This window comes from Halomonas sp. THAF5a (assembly GCF_009363755.1).
In the GTDB taxonomy this organism is placed as follows: Bacteria; Pseudomonadota; Gammaproteobacteria; order Pseudomonadales; family Halomonadaceae; genus Halomonas.
In genome coordinates this window covers 157,669-178,052 of the sequence record NZ_CP045417.1, presented here as the reverse complement: position 1 = coordinate 178,052, position 20,384 = coordinate 157,669, and the positions used below count along the sequence as shown (strand labels likewise).

The 20,384-nt window shown below is 70.6% G+C and carries 14 protein-coding genes; 3 read left to right on the top strand and 11 right to left on the bottom strand.

Annotated elements, in window-relative coordinates; all coding sequences use genetic code 11:
* Positions 1-120: 120 nt before the first annotated feature.
* From ahpC to FIU83_RS00745, 4 genes are all read right to left on the bottom strand, one after another.
* The gene (gene ahpC / locus FIU83_RS00760; protein WP_152482301.1) at positions 121-684 is read right to left on the bottom strand and encodes an alkyl hydroperoxide reductase subunit C; all 564 of its coding nucleotides are present in this window, start codon (positions 682-684) and stop codon (positions 121-123) included.
* A 136-nt stretch (positions 685-820) separates the two neighbouring features.
* Positions 821-1,213, bottom strand: a complete 393-nt coding sequence (locus FIU83_RS00755; RefSeq protein ID WP_152482300.1) for a ribonucleotide reductase subunit alpha — start codon at positions 1,211-1,213, stop codon at positions 821-823.
* 123 nt (positions 1,214-1,336) lie between these two features.
* Entirely contained in the window at positions 1,337-4,195 is a 2,859-nt protein-coding gene (fdhF, locus tag FIU83_RS00750) for a formate dehydrogenase subunit alpha (RefSeq protein ID WP_172975995.1), read from the bottom strand.
* An 11-nt stretch (positions 4,196-4,206) separates the two neighbouring features.
* Complete coding sequence (locus tag FIU83_RS00745) at positions 4,207-5,925, bottom strand: NADH-ubiquinone oxidoreductase-F iron-sulfur binding region domain-containing protein (RefSeq protein WP_152482298.1); 1,719 nt, start codon at positions 5,923-5,925, stop codon at positions 4,207-4,209.
* Positions 5,926-6,241: 316 nt separating this feature from the next.
* Here FIU83_RS00745 and FIU83_RS00740 point away from each other — a divergent pair, with 316 nt between their 5' ends.
* Together FIU83_RS00740 and FIU83_RS00735 are read left to right on the top strand one after the other, a co-directional pair.
* Positions 6,242-7,912 carry a BCCT family transporter gene (locus FIU83_RS00740; protein ID WP_152482297.1) on the top strand — a complete coding sequence of 557 codons (1,671 nt, stop codon included), beginning with the start codon at positions 6,242-6,244 and terminating at the stop codon, positions 7,910-7,912.
* A gap of 224 nt (positions 7,913-8,136) precedes the next feature.
* Positions 8,137-8,670 (top strand): invasion associated locus B family protein, encoded by a 534-nt coding sequence (locus FIU83_RS00735; RefSeq protein WP_152482296.1) that lies wholly within the window; start codon positions 8,137-8,139, stop codon positions 8,668-8,670.
* Between the two features lie 135 nt (positions 8,671-8,805).
* Here FIU83_RS00735 and FIU83_RS00730 read toward each other — a convergent pair whose 3' ends face one another.
* From FIU83_RS00730 to FIU83_RS00705, 6 genes are all read right to left on the bottom strand, one after another.
* Positions 8,806-10,026, bottom strand: coding sequence for a TauD/TfdA family dioxygenase (locus tag FIU83_RS00730; RefSeq protein ID WP_152482295.1), 1,221 nt, complete (start codon positions 10,024-10,026; stop codon positions 8,806-8,808).
* A 98-nt stretch (positions 10,027-10,124) separates the two neighbouring features.
* On the bottom strand, positions 10,125-11,090 hold the full coding sequence (locus tag FIU83_RS00725; RefSeq protein ID WP_152482294.1) for a GlxA family transcriptional regulator: 966 nt from the start codon (positions 11,088-11,090) through the stop codon (positions 10,125-10,127).
* A 122-nt stretch (positions 11,091-11,212) separates the two neighbouring features.
* Positions 11,213-12,820, bottom strand: a complete 1,608-nt coding sequence (locus tag FIU83_RS00720) for a BCCT family transporter (protein WP_152482293.1) — start codon at positions 12,818-12,820, stop codon at positions 11,213-11,215.
* 193 nt (positions 12,821-13,013) lie between these two features.
* Positions 13,014-13,475 carry a thioesterase family protein gene (locus tag FIU83_RS00715; protein WP_152482292.1) on the bottom strand — a complete coding sequence of 154 codons (462 nt, stop codon included), beginning with the start codon at positions 13,473-13,475 and terminating at the stop codon, positions 13,014-13,016.
* Entirely contained in the window at positions 13,475-14,431 is a 957-nt protein-coding gene (locus FIU83_RS00710) for an L-carnitine dehydrogenase (RefSeq protein ID WP_152482291.1), read from the bottom strand. Before FIU83_RS00710 ends, FIU83_RS00715 begins: the two co-directional genes overlap by 1 nt.
* Positions 14,428-15,336 (bottom strand): 3-keto-5-aminohexanoate cleavage protein, encoded by a 909-nt coding sequence (locus FIU83_RS00705; protein ID WP_152482290.1) that lies wholly within the window; start codon positions 15,334-15,336, stop codon positions 14,428-14,430. The genes FIU83_RS00710 and FIU83_RS00705 overlap by 4 nt, the downstream gene beginning before the upstream one ends.
* Positions 15,337-15,600: 264 nt before the next feature.
* Here FIU83_RS00705 and FIU83_RS00700 point away from each other — a divergent pair, with 264 nt between their 5' ends.
* Positions 15,601-16,392: a ribonuclease H family protein gene (locus FIU83_RS00700; protein WP_152482289.1), complete on the top strand. Its 792-nt coding sequence runs from the start codon at positions 15,601-15,603 to the stop codon at positions 16,390-16,392.
* A 253-nt stretch (positions 16,393-16,645) separates the two neighbouring features.
* On the opposite strand, the gene putA is transcribed toward FIU83_RS00700, so the two are convergent.
* A complete protein-coding gene (putA, locus tag FIU83_RS00695; RefSeq protein WP_152485195.1) occupies positions 16,646-20,311 on the bottom strand; it encodes a bifunctional proline dehydrogenase/L-glutamate gamma-semialdehyde dehydrogenase PutA in 3,666 nt (1,221 codons plus the stop codon).
* Positions 20,312-20,384: the final 73 nt, after the last annotated feature.

Below are 20,384 nucleotides of genomic sequence, written 5' to 3'. Positions count from 1 at the left end.
ATGGCGTCCCGCACGGGGCGCCTCGATTCGCTCAGGCTTCCAGATCAAGGACCCGGGCGGGGGATGCCCGGGTCGGGACGGGCGAGGCCGTGAGCGGCCTCGCCGGCAGGGGCAGATCGCTTAGATCTTGCCGACCAGGTCCAGGGAGGGAGAGAGGGTCGCTTCGCCTTCTTCCCACTTGGCCGGGCAGACTTCGTTCGGGTTAGCGCGCACGTACTGGGCGGCCTTGACCTTGCGCAGCAGCTCTTCGGCGTTACGGCCGATGTTGCCGGCGTTCAGCTCGATGATCTGGATCTTGCCGTCCGGGTCCACCACGAAGGTGCCGCGCTCGGCGATGCCCGCGTCCTCGATCAGCACCTCGAAGTTGCGCGAGATGGTGTGGGTCGGGTCGGCCAGCATCGGGTACTGCAGCTTGTTGATGGTCTCGGAGCTGTCGTGCCATGCCTTGTGGGTGAAGTGGGTGTCGGTGGAAACGCCGTAGATCTCGACGCCCAGCTTCTTGAACTCGTCGTAGTTGTCGGCCAGGTCACCCAGCTCGGTCGGGCAGACGAAGGTGAAGTCGGCCGGATAGAAGAAGAAGACGCTCCACTGGCCCTTGAGATCGGCGTCGGAGACGTCGACAAACTCGCCGTTGTGGTAGGCGGTGGCGTTAAACGGCTTGACTTCGGTGTTCAGCAGGGACATTCGGTAGTGCTCCTTTCGAGTGTCGTTGAGTGTTCTGTGGCGATACGAGAGGCATGGTAGCCCGCATCTCCTGATAGCGTAAATTGAATGGCGTCATGGATCTGATAATTCAATCCTATGGCTATAGCGGCGGGCATCAGCCGATGCTCACCGCCTCGCCCCGGCGGTCGAAGGCCAGGTAGGACGCGACGTTGCCCATCTTCAGCGATTCCACCATGCGGTTGAGGTGCTGCTCGGCCTCGGCCTCGGCGTTGTGGCCGGCCAGGGCGGCGACGAAGACGATATCCCACTCGGCGCCGGTCTCCCGGGACTCCGCCACCAGCGCGGCCATGTCGGTAAGCGCCTCGGGGGCCTTGTCGACGCAGACCACCGGGGTCAGCACGCCGCCCTCGCCCTGCTCAAAGCGGCGCCGCTGCGCCTCGCTGGGGTGATCGGGCAGCTCGGCATGGGTGAAGACAAATAGCAGGCGCTGGGGCTCGGGCTGGGCACGCGCCTCGTCCAGCAAATCGGCAAAACAGGAAATGGCCATGGGCCCTCCTCGGGATGGCATGACAGGGGTGGAGCTGGCAGTTTCGAAGCTGACGCATACGGGGCAGCGTAGCGGTCCGCCACCCGCCGCGTGAAGGGCGGATCGCGGCTCGCATGCCCTGGATCAGTGTTGTGCCCGGCTCAGCCGACAGGCGGCGTACTTGAACTCCGGGATCTTACCGAAGGGGTCCAGCGCCGGGTTGGTCAGCAGGTTGACCGCGGCCTCCACGTAGCAGAACGGCACGAAGACCATGCCATCCGGCATCCCCGGATCCACCCGGCTCTTCAGGGTGATGGTGCCGCGCCGGGTGGTGATGGTCAGCGCCTCGCCGGGGCTCACGCCCAGGCGGTCGAGCTCGCCCGGGGAGAGGCTCGCCACCGCCTCCGGCTCCAGGGCGTCGAGCACCCGGCTGCGCCGGGTCATCGAGCCGGTGTGCCAGTGCTCGAGCTGTCGGCCGGTGGTCAGCACCGTGGGATAGGCCGCATCGATGGGCTCATCCGGCGGCAGCGGCCGGGTCGGGGAGAAGCGGGCCCGCCCGCCCGGGCGCGGGAAGCGCTCCGCGAAGACCACGTCGGCGCCCGGGGCATCCTCGGCCGGGCAGGGGTAGGTCACCGAGCCCTCGCGCTCGAGTCGCGCCCAGGTGATGTGGTCCAGCGAGGCCATGCCCCGCTTCATCTCGGCGAACACCTCCCGCGGGTGGGCGTAGTCCCAGGCCAGCCCGAAGCGCCGGGCGATCTCCTGAATGATCCACCAGTCGGGCCGAGCCTCACCGGGCGGCGCCACGGCGGCGCGGCCGAGCTGCACCTGGCGATTGGTGTTGGTCACCGTGCCCGCCTTCTCCGGCCAGGCGGTGGCCGGCAGGATGACGTCGGCGAACTGGGCGGTCTCGGTGACGAACAGGTCCTGCACCACCAGATGCTCGAGCCGGGCCAGCGCCCCGCGGGCGTGGTTAAGGTCGGGGTCGGACATCGCCGGGTTCTCGCCGAGGATGTACATGCCCTTGATCTCGCCGGCGTGGATGGCGTCCATGATCTCCACCACGGTGAGCCCGGGCTTCTCCTCGAGCGTCGTGTTCCACAGCTCCTCGAAGGCGGCGCGCAGCTGGGCGTCGCCCACCGGCTGGTAGTCCGGCAGCACCATGGGGATCAGGCCGGCATCCGAGGCGCCCTGGACGTTGTTCTGGCCGCGCAGCGGGTGCAGGCCGGTGCCGGGCCGGCCGGTCTGGCCGCAGGCCAGCGCCAGGGAGATCAGGCAGCGGGCGTTGTCGGTGCCGTGGGTATGCTGGGAGATGCCCATGCCCCAGAAGATCATCGCCCGCTCGGCGGTGGCGTAGCGCCGGGCGATCTCGCGGATCGTCGCCGGGGCCACCCCGCACAGGCCGCTCATCGCCTCGGGGGTCATGTCCGCGACGCTCGCCGCGAGGGCCGCGAAGCCCTCGGTGTGTGCGGCGACATAGGCCTCGTCGTACAGGCCTTCGCCAACGATCACGTTGAGCATGGCGTTGAACAGCGCCACGTCGGCCCCGGGGGTGAAGCGCACGCTGAGGCTCGCGTAGGCGTCCAGCGCCTGGCCGCGGGGGTCGAGGAGGATCAGCTGGGTCCCGCGGCGCGCCGCCTGCTTGAAGTAGGTGGCCGCCACCGGGTGGTTCACCGCCGGGTTACAGCCGGTGAGGATCACCACGTCGGCCTCGAGCGCCTGCATGAACGAGGCCGTCACGGCGCCTGAACCGAGGCACTCCATCAGCGCCGCCACCGAGCTCGCGTGGCAGAGCCGGGTGCAGTGGTCGACGTTGTTGCTGCCGAAGCCTGCACGCACCAGCTTCTGGAACAGCCAGGCCTCCTCGTTGGAGCACTTGGCGCTGCCGAAGCCGGCCAGTGCCGAGGGCCCATGGGCGGTCTTGAGCGCGGTGAGCCCGCCGGCGGCGGCATCCAGCGCCTCCTCCCAGCTCGCCTCGCGGAAATGCGTGCCGGGGTCGGCCGGATCGAAGGCGGGGTCGAGCCTCTTGGCCACGCCGGGCCGGCGGATCAACGGCCGAGTGAGCCGCGCGGGATGACGGGGGTAGTCGAAGCCGAAGCGCCCCTTCACGCAGAGCCGGCCCTGGTTCGAAGGCCCGTCACGGCCCTCCACGAAGAGGATGCGCTCGTCCTCGGCGTGCTGGCCCTCGATGTGATAGGTGAGCTGGCAGCCGACCCCGCAGTAGGGGCAGACCGAGTCGACGCTGCGATCGGCCGCCGCCGAGTCGCCGCGCCCCGCCTCGTCGACCAGGGTCGCCGGCATCAGCGCTCCGGTCGGGCAGGCCTGGACGCACTCGCCGCAGGCCACGCAGGTGCTCTCGCCCATGGGGTCGTCGAAGTCGAAGACGACCTTGGCGGCGGCGCCGCGATGGGCCAGGCCGATGACATCGTTGCCCTGCACCTCCCGGCAGGCGCGCACGCAGAGCCCGCAGGTGATGCAGGCGTCGAGATTGACGTGCATCGCCGAATGACTGGTGTCATGGCCGTGGGCATGGGGAAGCGCGGCACAGCGTTCGGCGACATGGTGCACCGTGGGGCCGGGTCGCTCGGCCCGTGCCGGCAGCCGCTCGCGCACCGCCGTGGCGTCGATGGCCAGCCGATCGGCCATCGCCCAGAAGTGGCTGGCACGATCGGGGCCGGCATCGCGGGCGGGCTGGTCGGCGGCCAGCAGTTCCATCACCCCTTCCCGGGACAGGCGGGCCCGCTCGGACGTGGCGCTCTTGACCACCATGCCGGGTCGCGCCTCGCGCAGGCAGCTCGCCGCCAGCACCCGCTCGCCCTCGATCTCCACCATGCAGGCGCGGCAGTTGCCGTCGCTGCGGTAGCCGGGGGCGTCCTTGAAGCAGAGGTGGGGAATCGTCTCGCCGGCGCGCCGAGCCACCTGCCAGAGGGTCTCGCCGGCCCTGGCGGTGACCTCGGCACCGTCCAGGGTCAGGGTGAAGCGTTCGTTCTGGCGCGATACCTTCATGGCCATCTCCCCTACCCCCTGACGATCACGTGCTGGTCGGCCAGGGCCTCGCGGAAGTCCCTGAGCAGCCCCAGCACCGGGTTGGGCGCCGCCTGGCCCAGGCCGCAGATCGAGGCATCCTGCATCACCCGGGAGAGTCGCCGGAGCTGTTCAACCTCCCATTCGGGGCGCTCGATCAGGCTCAGCATCTTCTCGGTGCCGACCCGGCAGGGGGTGCACTGGCCGCAGGACTCGTCGGCGAAGAAGGCCAGCAGGTTGGCGGCCACGGCGCGCAGGTCATCCTGGTCCGACAGCACGATCACGGCGGCGGAGCCGATGAAGCAGCCCTCGGCCTGCAGGGTGTCGAAGTCCAGCGGGAGATCGGCCTTGCTGGCCGGCAGGATGCCGCCGGAGGCCCCGCCCGGCAGGTAGCCGGCCAGGCGGTGGCCGTCGGCCATGCCGCCGCCGTACTCCGCGACGAGCTCGTTCAGGGTGATGCCGGCCGGGGCCAGGTGCACGCCGGGGCGCTTGACCCGCCCCGAGAGGGAGAAGCTTCTCAACCCGGTGCGCCCATGGCGGCCGTGGCCGGCGAACCAGTCGGCGCCCTTCTCGTGGATCAGCGGGATCCAGTAGACCGTCTCGACGTTGTTGACCAGGGTCGGGCGGCCGAAGAGCCCCACCTGGGCCACCAGCGGCGGGCGGTGGCGAGGCTTGCCGGGCTTGCCCTCCAGCGACTCGATCATCGCCGACTCCTCGCCGCAGATGTAGGCGCCGGCACCGCGGCGCAGCACGATGAAGCCGGGGGGCGCGAGGCCGGCCGACTCGAGCTCGCCGATCGCCTCGTGGAGCACCCGATGCAGGCCGGGATACTCGTCGCGCAGGTAGAGGTAGAGGGCACTGGCCTCCACCGCCCAGGCGCTGACCAGCGCGCCCTCGAGGAAGCGGTGCGGCGAGCGCTCGAGGTAGTGGCGGTCCTTGAAGGTGCCGGGCTCGCCCTCGTCGGCGTTGATCGCGCAGTAGCGCGGGCCCGGCGCCTCGCGCACCGAGCGCCACTTGCGATGGGTGGGAAAGCCCGCCCCGCCGAGGCCGCGCAGGCCGGCCCGCTCGAGTTCGTCGGCCAGCGCCTCGACCGTGAGCCGCCCCGCCCGGCAGGCGTCGAGCAGGGCGTAGCCCCCCGCCTCGCGATAGGCCGCCAGGCGCTGCCAGTCGATCGCCTCGGGATGGTGGTGGCCGGTATCCACCACCGCCTCGACCCCCTCGGCGGTGGCGAAGCGCACGTGATGGTGACCCACCTCGGCCACCGGGGCGGCGTCGCAGCGCCCCATGCAGGGCGCGCGCACCACCCGCACCGCCTCGGGATCGAGCCCCGCCTCGAGCTCGGCGCGCAGCGCCGCGGCGCCGGCCAGCTGGCAAGAAAGCGAGTCGCAGACCCGCACCGTCACCTCCGGCGGCGGCGCCTCGTCGTCATGCACCACGTCGAAGTGGGCGTAGAAGGTCGCCGTCTCGTAGACCGACGCCATCGGCAGGTTCATGTAGGCGGCCAGGGCGCGCAGTGCCACCAGCGACAGGTGGCCGTGGGCATCCTGAAGGGCGTGGAGGTGCTCGATCAGCCGGTCGCGACGGGCGAGCTCGGGCGCTCGGCGCTCGTCGCCGAGCAGCTGGCGAAGGGCCGCCAGCGCCACCGGGGGAAGCGCGCGGCCGCGGGGCTGGCCACGAAAGCGACGCGGGGGAGTCACGGTCTCGACGGTCATGGCGGGCTCGGGGTTGGGGGACGCGACCCGGCGTCGCGCCTACCCGTCATCGTGGCACCGGCCGCCGGCGTCGGCAATGCCGGCGCGTGACGCCCGGGCCGCCTCGAGGGGCCCCACCGGCGAGCGTTGATCCCCGGATTGGCAATTCCCCCGGCGAATCCTCAGACTAACGTCTTATCTGTCGCATGGGGCCTTGCGCGGCCCCCTCGCCTCCGCGGCTGCGATCGCCCGGCGATGGCAGCCCCTCCCCGGCACGCCGTCCTGGCCCCGAGCCTTCCCGGCGTGCTCCTTTCGTTCCCCCACCGGAGAATTCCCCGTGGCAAGTGACTCTCCCAAGGCGCACAGCGATCAGGGCCCCCCTGTCTCTGACGGCGTCCCCAAGCCGGAAGGCCCGGCGAACCTGATCGATACCGACTACGTGATCGGCCAGGATAACGTCACCACCAGCCGGTTCGGCCTCGATGTCGACCTGCACGGCAAGGTCTTCACCATCTCGTCGCTGCTGATCCTGGTCTTCGTGATCCTGACGCTGGCGCTGCAGGACGAGATCGAGCCGATCTTCGACGCCGTCTTCGGCTTCCTCACGGGCAACCTTAGCTGGGTCTTCCTGTTCGGCGGCAACGTCTTCGTGCTGGTCAGCCTCGGCATCGTGGCCTCGCCGCTGGGCAAGGTGCGCATCGGCGGGGCCCACGCCACGCCGGACTTCAGCTACGCGGGCTGGTTCGCGATGCTGTTCGCCGCCGGCATGGGCATCGGCCTGATGTTCTATGGCGTCTCCGAGCCCATGTCGCACTTCTCAAGCGCCATGGGCGGCACCTCGATCGGCGAGGATGGCCTGCGCACCGACTGGGCACCGCTGGGCGGCGCCGCCGGTGACGAGGCCGCCGCCCACCAGCTGGGCATGGCCGCGACCATCTTCCACTGGGGCCTGCACCCCTGGGGCGCCTACGCCATCGTCGGCCTGTCGCTGGCGATCTTCGCCTTCAACAAGGGCCTGCCGCTGACCATGCGCTCGATCTTCTACCCGGTGCTGGGCGAGCGGGTGTGGGGCTGGCCGGGCCACCTGATCGACATCCTGGCGGTGTTCGCCACCCTGTTTGGCCTCGCCACCTCGCTGGGCCTCGGCGCCTCCCAGGCCGCCGCCGGCCTGAACTACCTGTTCGACGTGCCCAACAGTGACCTCACCATGGTGCTGCTGATCATGGGCATCACCGCCGTGGCGCTGTGCTCGATCGTCCTCGGCGTCGACAAGGGGGTGCAGCGCCTCTCCCAGCTCAACATGGTGCTGGCCTTCCTGCTGCTGGCCTTCGTGATCATCGTCGGCCCGACCCTGCTGATCGCCACCGGCTTCTTCGAGAACCTGATGGCCTACGTGGTCAACCTGCCGGCGCTGTCGATGCCGTTCGGCCGCGAGGACGCCAACTTCAGCCAGGGCTGGACCGCCTTCTACTGGGCCTGGTGGATCTCCTGGTCGCCCTTCGTCGGGATGTTCATCGCCCGCGTCAGCCGCGGCCGCTCGGTGCGCGAGTTCCTGACCGCGGTGCTGCTGGTGCCGACCCTGGTCTCGGTGCTGTGGATGACCGCCTTCGGCGGCACCGCCATCGACCAGGTGATCGCCGACGGCTTCACGGGCGTCAAGGACGCGGCGCTGGAGATCAAGCTGTTCGCCATGCTGGGCGAGCTGCCGCTGTCCGCCATCACCTCCTTCGTCGGCATCATCCTGGTGATCGTGTTCTTCGTGACCTCCTCCGACTCCGGCTCGCTGGTGATCGACTCCATCACCGCCGGCGGCAAGGTCGATGCGCCCAAGCCGCAGCGCATCTTCTGGGCCATCATCGAGGGCGCCATCGCCATCGCCCTGCTGCTGGGTGGCGGCCTCACGGCCCTGCAGACGGCTTCCGTCTCCACCGGCCTGCCCTTCACCCTGGTGCTGCTGGTCGGCTGCTACGCCATCATCAAGGGGCTGCTCTCCGAGCCGCGAGGCTGACCCCACGCCTCCCCGGCCCGGCCGGGGAGTGCCCGACTCGCGCCGCCTGGTCTACGGGCCAGACGGCGGCCGGGCTCGACCTCGCGCCGGCGAACAGGCATGGTTGAGTCCTAGTGTCGGGTGTCGCACCGGGGCGCGGAAGGCCGCCGGCCCGCGGTGACGAGACCCGAGTGCCACGCCCCTCACGAGCGTTCATGGCCCCCGGGGCCAAGGAGGAACTACCGATGTCGAACCGTCTGACCAGACGCCTGTGCCTGGCCGCCCTGCTGTCGCTGCTGGCCATCGCGCCCAACGCCTTCGCCCAGCAGGCGACGCCGGGCGCCGGCGGGGCCAATGTCCAGACCGAGCAGTTCCGCGACTGGCAGGTGCTCTGCCCGCCCGAGGGCCAGCAGGGCCCCTGCACCATGAGCCAGCTGGTCACCAACCCCAACAGCAACGACCCGCTGATGCGGGTGATCCTGGGCTATCCGCCGGAGCTCGAGGGCCGGCCGGCGATGACCTTCCTGCTGCCCCTGGGCGTGCGCCTCGCCGCGGGCCTGCAGCTCGACGTGGGCGGCGGCGAGCCGGCCCAGTTCCCCTACCAGGTCTGCCTGCAGCAGGGCTGCCGTGCCGACCTGCCGGTGTCGCCGGCGCTGCTCAGCGACCTGCGCGGCGGCAGCAGCGCGACCCTGAGCCTGGTCGGCCCGCGGGGCAACCGCATGGACCTGGACATCTCGCTGATGGGCTTCACCGACGCCAGCGCGCGCATCGCACCCTGAACGAACGTCCGCCCCGAGACACCAACGCCCCGGCCACTGGCCGGGGCGTTGCGTTGGGGCGGGCGTCGAGGCGAGCACGACGATAACGGCCGCGGCTCTGCCGGGGCGATCTCGCTTGCGCGTTCCGCGGGAACCTCAGGCCTCGGCGGTGATCCGCCGGCGGCGCCGGGCGCGCTGGATCATGCGGTAGCGCGAGCGGATCTCGTCGCGCTCCATGTAGCAGCCCTGCAGCCAGCGGCGGCCGGTGCTGCCCTCGAAGGCGTCCCGGGCGTGCAGCAGGCGGCGGTTGTCGAAGATGACGAGGTCGCCGGGGGCGTAGGTGAAGCGGATGGCGAAGGCCGGATCGCACAGCAGTCGCTGCAGGGTCATCAACGCCTCGTAGGCCGGCTCGACGTCCTCGAAGGCGGTCTGCAGCGGGCCGCGCAGGAAGTCGGCGATGCGCACCTCGAGCAGCTCGCCCCGGGCGTCCAGCCGGATCATCGGCTCGAACCAGACGTAGTCGGTGGTCCTGGCGGTGTTGGCGTAGCACCAGCGCACCCGGGTCAGGGTCGCCCAGGCGTCGGGATGGCGCTCGCGCAGCGCCTCGGCCACGGCGAAGCCGTCGAGCATCACCGCCTGGCCGCCCTCGACGCTGTTCTCCAGGCAGTGCAGCATCTGCAGGCCGGGGTGATACTCGCGGGTCGGCAGGTCGGTGTGCGGCGGCAGGGCGATGGAGGTGTAGGCGTTGGAGTCCGGGTCCGGCTTGGCCCGGACGTCGAACAGGCCGCCGAAGTTGGTGTCGCGGATCGGCCCGATGCGATGGGCGATGGCCTCCAGCGAACCGGGTTCGGTGGGCAGGTCACGCAGGCGCACCAGGCCCTTGGCGAGCACGCTCTCGAGCGCCGGGGCGAGGATCGCCTCCTCGGCCTCGCTGTCGGGCGCGCTGTCGAGCAGCCCGGCGGCGGAGAGGGTGTCCGGGCCGGCCTCGGGTCCGCCCTGCCAGTAGGTCACCGGCACCAGCGGCGCCTCGGGATCCCGGAGGTTGTCGTAGTCGTGGGCGCGCAGCCAGCCGGGGTGGAAGCGCAGGCGGCGATCCTCCACGGCGAAGTCCACGCAGAGCGCGCCGGCATCGTCGATCTCGGCGCCCTCGACCTCCGGCCAGGCGGGCAGCGTGGAAAGGTCCAGGATGCGCTCCCGGGTCGCCGGGTTGACGGTGGTGTCGTCGGCGGCGTTCTCGCGCAGCCAGACGCTGTGGTAGCGGCTGACCCGGCCGTCGCTCCAGGTCACCGTCACCAGGCGCGGCGTGACGGCGACGCGCTCGAGGTCGGCCTCGATGGGCCAGGCGTCGTAGTCGGGGGTAAGGGGTAGCGTGGTCATGTCGTGACTCCCGTTGGCGTTGAGCATGGCCACAGGATGACAGCCGACGCGGGACGCGATGCGACCCGATTCGACACCCACTGTGCACGATTCGACAATCAGGCCGGATCGGGGCCGCGGCGCAGCTGGCTCGGCGTCACGCCGTGGTGGCGGCGGAAGGCGCGGGTGAAGCTCGAGGCGGAGGCGAAGCCGCTGGCCAGGGCGATCTGGGTGATCGGGTGGCGCGTCTCGCGCAGCAGCCGGTGGGCGTGGGCCAGGCGGCGCTCCACGTAGAAGCGCTGGGGCGAGCAGCCCAGTTCCCGCTCGAAGAGGCGCTCCAGGCGGCGCCAGCCGAGCCCCAGCTCGTCGGCCAGCGCGCGGATGCCGAGCGGCGCCTCCAGGTGGTCCTCCATCAGCACGATGGCGCGATGGATCCGCGGGTCGAGGCCCTGGCCAGGTACGCCGCGCTGGCGACTCGCCGGCTGGCGGCCCTGGTGGTGGACGAGCTGCTCGCGGACCCGGTCGGCCAGGTCGTCGCCGTGGCGCCGGCGGATCAAGTCGAGGCTCATGTCGATGGCCGCGCTGCCACCGGCGCAGGAGAAGCCGGTCGAGGTGACCTCGAAGACCGACTCCACCGCCTCGACCGCGGGGAAGCGCGCGCGAAACTCGGGCAGGCTCTCCCAGTGCAGGGTCACCGTCTGGTCGGCGAGCAGCCGGGCGGCGGCCAGCACGAAGCAGCCGGTGTCCATGCCGCCCAGGGTGACGCCCTGGGCGGCCCGTTCGCGCAGCCAGTCGAGCAGCGCCGCGTCGATGGCGGCCTCGGGGGCGAAACTCGCGCAAACCGCCAGGCTCGGCGCCAGCGGCGCGTTCCCGAGGCTCGCGTCGGCGGCCAGGGTCATGCCGTTGGAGGCCTCCACTGGCCCGCCGTCGCGGCTGATCACGTCCCAGCGGAAGAGCGTCTGCCCGCTGATGCGGTTGGCGATGCGCAGCGGCTCGATGGCCGAGAAGAAAGCCACCATGGCGAAGCGCGGCAGCAGCAGGAAACCGAGACGCTCCGGGGAGGAGGCGGGGGGCGTCAGTCGCATGGAGCACCTGGGAAGCGGGATCGAGACGATGGTAGACGGAGGGACATCCCAACGAAAGCGGCCGAGATCCCCCGGGGGATCTCGGCCGCCTTCCTCGCGTCGCGCGCTCGCGCGGCGCGCCGTTACTGGCGCTGGGTCGCGCCGAGGCGACGTCGCGACTCGCGCAGCAGCGAGACCAGCACGCCGGCGGTCATCACCAGGATCACCATGCTGAGCGGCAGCGCCGCGGCGATCAAGGCGGTCTGCAGCGCCTTGAGGCCACCGGCCACCAGCAGCACGGCCGCCACCAGGCCGATCGACGAGCCCCAGAAGACCCGGAAGCGCCGGGGCGGGTCCTCGTTGCCCAGCGACAGGATGGTGGTCAGCACCAGGGTGCCGGAGTCCGAGGAGGTCACGAACCAGCTCATCAGCAGGAACACCATCAGTGCCGACAGCACCCAGCCGAAGGTACCGGTGCCGGCGATGCCGTCGGCGGTGGCGAACAGCGCGGCCGGCAGGTTCCAGGCGTTGACCAGCTCGGTGATGCCGCCGCTGCCCGGGCCGCCCGCGGCGGTCAGTTCCTGGTGCAGGGCGTTGCCGCCGAAGATCACCAGCCACACGAAGATGATCAGGGTCGGCACCAGCAGCACGCCGAGCACGAACTCGCGCAGGGTGCGACCGCGGGAGATGCGGGCGATGAAGATGCCAACGAACGGCGCCCAGGCGAGCCACCAGCCCCAGTAGAAGATGGTCCAGCCCTGCTGCCACTGGGCCGTGCCGTCATCGTCGGCGAACCACAGGCCCATGGGGATGAAGTTGAGGGCATAGTCCAGCACGGTCTCGCCGAAGGTCGTCACCAGCCACAGGGTGGGACCACCGATCAGGAAGGTGCCGACCACGGCCACCGAGATCCAGATGTTCATCTCGGAGATGATCTTGATGCCTCGTTGGACCCCCGAGACTGCCGAGAGCACCGACACCAGGGAGATCACGCCGATCAGCACCAGCTGAGTGTTGAGCCCCGGGTCGAGGCCGACCAGGCGGTCCAGGCCCACGGCCATCTGGCTGACGCCGAGCCCGAGCGAGGTGGCGACACCGAACACGCAGCCGAGCACGCCGAGGATGTCCACGGCGTGGCCGATGGGGCCGAAGATACGCTCGCCGATGAACGGGTAGAGCGCCGAGCGCAGCGCCAGGGGCAGGCCCTTGCGGTAGGCGAAGTAGGCCAGCGACATGCCGACGATCACGTAGATCGCCCAGCCGTGCAGCCCCCAGTGGAAGACCGAGACCCGCAGGGCGTCGATGGCGCGCTCGTGGTTCATGGCGGCGGCGCCGGCCATGTCGGCATGGGGGTTGTTGGGATAGCCGAAGGCGCCGGTATTGTCGAAGTAGAAGATCGGTTCGGCGACGCCGAAGAACAGGATGCCGATGCCGATGCCGGCGGAGAACAGCATCGAGAACCAGGCGAAGTTGCTGAAGTCGGGCCGGCTGTCATCGGGTCCCAGGCGCACACTGCCATGGCGGCTGAGCACGATGTAGGCGCAGACCACCAGTAGCAGCATCACGGTGATCAGGTAGTAGCCGCTGAAGGTGGTCTCGATCCAGGCACGCGTGGTGCCGAACAGGCCGCTGGCCAGGTCGGGCATCACGCCGGTGAACAGCACGAAACCCAGCACCAGCAGCGCGGCGGTGATGGTCATGCCCTTGTGCATGCCGCTGAAGAAGCCCTCCTGGGAGAGCTCGGTGACCATGTAGTCGGTGGAGGTCTCGACCTCATGGCTGGTCCGTCGTGTCGGCGGGGTGGGGGGAGTTGAAGTAGCGATAACGTCGTCCTCTTGAGCCGGGCCTCGGGCCGGCGATCCCGTTGGCCGCCCGGCGTCGACCGGGCGGTACCTCGTTTTTTCTTCCTGGCGTCCATGTTCTTGGCGTAAGGGCCGAAGACGCTCAGCGCCTGGCGGGCAGCCCGATGCGGCGGCCGGCGAGTTCCGGCCAGTCGCCCTCGGCGGCGGCGGGCAGCGTCTCGATGACGCTGGCCACGGCCTCCGGGAAGGGCGCCGGGCGGCCGGCGTCGCTGTCGATGCCCATCAGCATCTGCTCGCTGGTGGCCAGCAGCGACCCCTCGCTGTCGTGCAGCGTGAAGAAGACATGCAGGCGCTTGGCGTCACGCGCCAGCACCGTCACCTCGACCGATAGCGGCTGCCCCTCGTGGGCCTCGCGCCGATAGCAGAGGTGCGTCTCCAGGGTATAGAGGGTGTAGCCATGGCGGGCCCGACCGGCCTCGTCGAGACCGATGGCGTCCATCAGCGCCTCCACGCCCAGCGAGAACACTCGCGCGTACTCGGCGTCATTCATGTGGCCGTTATAGTCGACCCACTCCGGGGCGACGCGGATCTCCATCAGCGCCATCAGATGCGCCCCTCCAGGCCCTCGGCCTCGGGCCAGTACTTCTGCACCAGGTCGAGGAGCTCGACCAGGAAGTCGTCGCGGCGACGATCGAGCTCGGCAACCGGGCGGTCGGCGGCCTGATACTCGCAGCCTTCGACCACCTTGTCGATCAGCTCATCGGTGAGCTCCGGGGCCTCGAGCTTGGTCCAGGGCAGCTTCAGGGCCGGGCCGAACTGCTCGAGCATGTGGCGCATGCCCTGCTCGCCGCCGGCCAGGTGGAAGGTCAGGAAGGTGCCCATCAGCGACCAGCGCAGGCCGCAGCCGTAGACCACGGCGGCATCGATCTCCTCGGTGGTGGCCACACCGTCGTTGACCAGGTGCAGCGCCTCGCGCCACAGCGCCTCCATCAGGCGGTCGGCGATATGGCCCTCGATCTCGCGACGCACCACCAGCGGGCGCATGGCCAGGTCCTGGTAGAGCGCCTGGGCGGCCTCGGTGTGCGCGGCCTCGGTGGCCTCGCCGCCGACCAGCTCGACCAGCGGCAGCAGGTAGACCGGGTTGAAGGGGTGGGCGACGATCACCCGGCCCGGGGCCGCGGTGCAGTCACGCTGCAGGTCCGTCGGCTTGAAGCCCGAGGTGGAGGAGCCGATGATCGTGCCCGGTGCGGCCGCGGCGTCCAGGGCGGCGAGGATCTCGCGCTTGAGCTCGAGGCGCTCGGGGACGTTCTCCTGGATCAGATCGGCGCCCTCGACGGCCTGCTCCATGCTGGCGACGAAGCGCAGCCGCTCGGGGCTCGCGCCCTCGGCCAGGCCCAGCTTCGTAAGCGAGCCCCAGGCGTTGTCGACGAAGGCGCGGGTACGCGCCTCGGCGCCTTCGGCCGGGTCGAAGGCGACCACGTCCCAGCCGCGGGCCAGGGCCCGGGCGATCCAGCCGTTACCGATGACGCCGGTGCCGATGACGGTCAGCTGCTGGCTCATGCCTCACCTCCCATGACCTTGCCCGTGTTCGGGTCGCGCAGCTTGAGGTGCGCGCGGGTCTCGGCCGGGGTCATGATGCGACCGCCGAGGTTCTCGATGATGGTGCCGGCCTTCTCGACCAGGCCGCCGTTGGTGGCCATCACGCCCTTGCTCAGATAGAGGTTGTCCTCCAGGCCGACCCGGGCGTGGCCGCCGAGCAGCATCGCCTGGGCGACCATCGGCATCTGGTGGCGACCGATGCCGAAGGCGGCCCAGTTGGCGTTCTCCGGCAGCTTGTTGCGCATCGCCAGCATGGTCTCGGGGTCGGCCTCGGCGCCCCACGGGATGCCCAGGCAGAGCTGGAACAGCGGGTCGCCGTCGAGCAGGCCTTCCTGCTGCAGCTGGCGGGCGAACCAGACGTGGCCCAGGTCGAAGCACTCGAGCTCGGGCTTGACGCCGGCGGCCTGCACCAGTCGGGCGTGCTCGCGCAGCCAGTCGGCGGTGTTGACGTAGACCATGTCGCCGAAATTGAGGCTGCCGCAGTCCAGGGTACAGAGCTCGGGCAGCAGCTCGCCCACCGGCGCGTGGCGCTCGGCCGGGGTCTGGATGTCGGTGCCCGGGCCGCCGCGGGTCGGGTCCTCGGCGTCCGGGATCCAGTCGCCGCCGCCGCCAGCGGTGATGTTCATGACGATGTCGACGTCGGCCTCGCGCACGCGCTCCATCACCTCGCGGAAGTGCTCGGTGGAGTGGCTGATGCCGCCGGTCTCGGGGTCGCGCACGTGGATGTGGGCGACGCTGGCGCCGGCGCGGGCGGCCTCGATGCAGTTGTCGGCGATCTGCTGCGGCGTGACCGGCACGTTGGGGTTCTTGCCGGCGGTGTCGCCGGCGCCGGTGACGGCGCAGGTCAGGATGACGTTGCGGTTCATGGTCGACCTCCAGGGTTCTGGGCTGGGAATGGCCACAGTGTGGGGACATCACGCCCGCCTGACTCGACGTAAAGCGACCATAAATATACATAAAACGACATTTTCGTCGAGAGACACCCTCTCCGCGGCGGATCGGCCCCCCGACTCGGCAGCTCAGGCGCCCTCCCGTAGAATGGACGGGGTCGCGAGGGCAAGCGACGCTCCCGCACAGCGCGGGCGGCCCAGCCACTCCCGACATCGAGCCACACCACCACGGAGCGCCGCATGGCAGCAAGGAAAGGCCCCAAGTCCTATGTCGTCTGGGTCGGACGAGAGACCGGCATCTTCAGCACCTGGGACGAGTGCAGTCGCCAGGTGAAGGGCTATCCCAAGGCCCGCTACAAGTCCTTCCCCTCCCGCGAGGAGGCCGAGGCCGCCTTCGCCAAGGGACCGGGCGGCGCCGCCCCCGCGCGCAGGCCCAAGCCCGCAACCGGCACCAAACCCGCGGCCGCACGCCGCCCCCGAGCGACGCCGGCCCAGGACGCGCCGGCCCAGCGCTACGACATCGAGATCTACTGCGACGGCGCCTGCGAGCCCAACCCCGGCGATGCCGGCTCGGGCATGGTGGTCTACCGCGACGGGGTCCTCGCCGAGCTCTGGTACGGGCTGCACAACCCCCGGGGCACCAACAACACCGCCGAGCTGAACGCCTTCCACCAGGCGCTGAGGGTCGCCGAGCAGGAGATCGCCCGGGGCGCCTCGGTGCGCATCCACTGCGACTCCACCTACACCATCAACGCCATCACCAAGTGGGCCGGCGGCTGGAAGCGGCGCGGCTGGAAGAAGGCCGACGGCCAGGCGATCAAGAACCCGGAGATCATCCAGCCGACCCATGCGCTCTACGAGCGGCTCAAGGCGAAGGTCGCCATCGCCCACGTCAAGGGCCACGCCGGGGTGGAGGGCAACGAGCTGGCCGACCGGATGGCGATGTACGGCGCCGACCAGCGGGAGCCCGCCTTCACACGCTATCAAGGCAACCAGGACGTGGCCGAGGTGCTCAGGCTCAAGCGCGGCTGACGGCGCAAATCGTGGGAGTCGTGCTTGCACGGCGATCCGCCGCGCAGCGGCGGCGGGGTGATAAGCCTTCGGTAGGCAGGTGCCGTTGGCCAGGCGTCTGACGACGCCCATCGCGGTGCGAGTCGAGGCGTCGAACCGATCGCTCCCACAAGGGCTGAGCAGCGGCCGACAAAAAAGGGCCTGCGACGACGTCGCAGGCCCTTTGGCTTCCTTCCTCAACTTTTTACCCGACCGGATCGGTCGGGCGACGCCCCTACTCGGCGGTGGCCAGCAGGCTGGCGTTGCCGCCGGCGGCGGTGGTGTCGATGCAGAGGTGGCGCTCCACCGCGTAGCGCTCCGGCGCGATGGTCTGGGTCTCCAGCGGCACGATGGGCCCGTCGCGCTCGGCGAGCGCCAGGCGCAGCTCGCGGGTCCAGTCGCTGCTGCCGGCGGCGGCCACCGCCACGATGCCCTCGAGGGCGGTGAGGGTCTCGGCCTCGACCCGGCCGTCGCGCCCGGCGACCGGCGCCCCGGCCCGCTCGAGCGGCTTGACGGCCTCGGCCGCCCCCGGCGCGACGATCAGCGCCGGGCAGCCGGTTCCCAGCGCCTGCACCGCCTGGGCGACGGCGATCTCCAGCGTCGGCCCGAGGCAGAGCACCGGCCCCTTGGGGTACATCGCCAGCCGGTTGCTCTCCCCGGTCGGCCCCGGCAGGGTCTGGGGCGTCATGTCCAGGGACGCGGCCTCGGCCAGCGCCTTGCGGATCACCCCGCGCTGGCCGGAGAGCGCCCGACGCAGCACCTCGACCCGGTCGGGCCGCGCCGCCCAGTTGCGCGGATCGAGCCCGTCGAGGGCGGACTGCAGCTCGCCGAGCGCCACCACCTCGCCGCCGGGCGCCTCGTGATGCTCGACCTCGGCGGTGCGGCGGAAGCGGGTGACGTAGAGCGGCCCGCCGGCCTTGGGCCCGGTGCCCGAGAGCCCCTCGCCGCCGAAGGGCTGGGAGCCGACGATGGCGCCGATCTGGTTGCGGTTGACGTAGACGTTGCCGACGTGGATCCGCTCGACGATCTGCTGCACGCGATCGTCGATGCGGGTATGCAGGCCGAAGGTCAGGCCGTAGCCCTTGGCGTTGATCGCGTCGACCACCTCGTCGAGCTCCCGCGCCTTGAAGGTGGCCACGTGCAGCACCGGCCCGAAGACCTCGCGCTCCAGATCCTCGATGCCGCCGACCTCGACCACCGCCGGGGTGACGAAGGTACCGACGTCCGGCGCCGGCAGGGTCTTCAAGAGCTTGCCGGCCTTGCGCTGGGCCTCCACGTAGGCGGTGATATCGGCCTGGGCCTCGGCGTCGATCACCGGCGAGACGTCGGTATCGGTGTTCCAGGGATCGCCGATCACCAGCGCGTCCATGGCCCCGTCGAGCATGGTCAACAGCCGCTCCCGGGCCTCCTCCTGGACGTAGAGCATGCGCAGCGCCGAGCAGCGCTGGCCGGCCGACTGGAAGGAGGAGATCAGGATGTCGCGAACCGCCTGCTCGGTCAGCGCGCTGGAGTCCACGATCATGGCGTTGAGCCCGCCGGTCTCGGCGATCAGCACCGCGTCCGGCCCGGCGTTCTGGGTCAGCGCCTTGTGGATGATCTGCGCCACCTCGGTGGAGCCGGTGAAGCAGACCCCGGCGATGCGCGGATCGCTGGTCAGGGGGCCGCCCACCGTCGGCCCGTCGCCGGGCAGCAGCTGCAGCGCCGCCTCGGGCAGGCCGGCCTCGCGCATCAGTTCGACGGCCCGGGCGGCGATCAGCGGCGTCTGCTCGGCGGGCTTGGCGAGCACCGCGTTGCCGGCCCCGAGCGCGGCGGCGATCTGGCCGGTGAAGATGGCCAGCGGGAAGTTCCAGGGGCTGATGCAGACGAAGATGCCCCGGGCGCTGCCGGGCTCCTCGGCCTCGAGGCGCTCGCTCTCGTTGGCGTAGTAGCGCAGGAAGTCCACCGCCTCGCGCACCTCGGCGATGCCGTCGAAGATCATCTTGCCGGCCTCGCGGGTGGCGATCACGGTCAGCTCGGCGATGTGCTCTTCATAGAGGTCCGCGGTGCGACGCAGCACCTCGGCGCGCTCGGCCACCGGCAGCGCCGACCACGCCTGGAAGCCGTCCTCGGCGGCGTCCAGCGCGGCCGCCACCTCCTCCCGGGTCGCCTCATGCACCTGGCCGACCACCCGGGAGGTGTCGGCGGGAGAGCGCGCATCGCGCGCCTTGCCCTGGGGCGCCGGGCTCCCGGCGAGCATCGGCCCGGCCGTCCAGGTGGCGTCGGCGAAGGCCTCCCGGGCGGAGATCAGCGGCAGGATCGAGGCCGGCTCGTTGATCCGATAGCCCCGGGAGTTCTGGCGCTCCGGGGCAAACAGCTCGCCGGGCTGGCGGATCGAGGGGCTGGCGATGGCGTCACCCAGGCGCTCGAGCTCGGCCACCGGATCCTTGGAGACCTCGCTCGGCGGAATCGAGTCGTCCACCACCTGGTTGACGAAGGAGGAGTTGGCGCCGTTCTCCAGCAGGCGACGCACCAGGTAGGCCAGCAGGTCGCGGTGGGCGCCGACCGGCGCGTAGATGCGGCAATGGGTGCCCTCCGCCTGCCGGACGATGTGGTGCAGCGACTCGCCCATGCCGTGCAGGCGCTGGAACTCGTAGCTCTCCTTGTCATCGCCGGCCATGGCGATGATGGCGGCACAGGTGTGGGCGTTGTGGGTCGCGAACTGCGGGTAGATGCGATCGCGTCGCTCCAGCAGCATGCGTGCGCAGGCCATGTAGCTGACGTCGGTGTTGACCTTGCGGGTGAACACCGGGAAGGTCTCGACGCCCATCTCCTGGGCCAGCTTGATCTCGGTGTCCCAGTAGGCGCCCTTGACCAGGCGCACCATGATCCTGCGGTCGTAGCGCTCGGCCATCTCGTGGAGGGCCTCGATCACCGGCGCGGCGCGGCGCCCGTAGGCCTGCACCACCACCCCGAAGCCGTCCCAGCCGTCGAGGTCCGGATCGGAGAGCAGCGCCTCGATGACGTCCAGCGAGAGATCCAGACGATCCTGCTCCTCGGCGTCGATGTTGAAGCCGATGTTGGCCTTGGCCGCCTGCTTCACCAGCTCCTGGGCGCGCGGCACCAGGACCCTCATCACGGTGTCGCGGTGGGTGGTCTCGTAGCGCGGGTGCAGCGCCGAGAGCTTCACCGAGATGCCGGGGCTGCCGCGCACGTCGCCCTTGGCCTGCTTGGCGATGGCGCGGATCGCCGTGGCGTAGGCATCGTGGTAGCGCAGGGCGTCGTCGTCGGTGCGCGCCGCCTCGCCCAGCATGTCGTAGGAGTAGGTGTAGCCCTGCTTCTCGAGCTCGCGGGCATTCTTCATGCCCTCTTCGATGGTCTGGCCGAGCACGAACTGGCGGCCGAGGATCTTCATCGACTGGCCCACCGCGGTGCGCACCACCGGCTCGCCCATGCGCCGCACCAGGCCGCGCAGTGCGCGCACCGGGCCCTTGGGATCCTTTTCCAGCACATTGCCGGTCAGCATCAGCGCCCAGGTCGAGGCGTTGACCATCGACGAGGACGACTTGCCGAGGTGCGCGCCCCAGTCGGACGGCTCGATCTTGTCGTGGATCAGGTCGTCGATGGTCTCGGCGTCGGGCACCCGCAACAGCGCCTCGGCCAGGCACATCAGGCCGACGCCCTCGGCGGTGGAGAGCCCGTACTCGGCGAGGAACGACTCCATCATCGACGGCGAGGTCTCCTTGCGCACCCGCGCCACGTAGTTGGCGCCGGCCTCGGCGACCCGCTGGCGCTCCTCCTCCGAGAGCGCGATGCGCTCGACCAGCCCGCGCAGCACCTCCGCCTCGTCGACGTCGTAGTGGGCGCGGATGCGCGAGCGCAGCTCGCTCTCGGGAACCCGCTCGCTGCCGTCCAGGCCTCTCATTGCATCATTCACATCGATTCTCCTGCCGCAGCGACGCGACACGGGGCCCTCATGCGACCCGCGCGACCGTCGC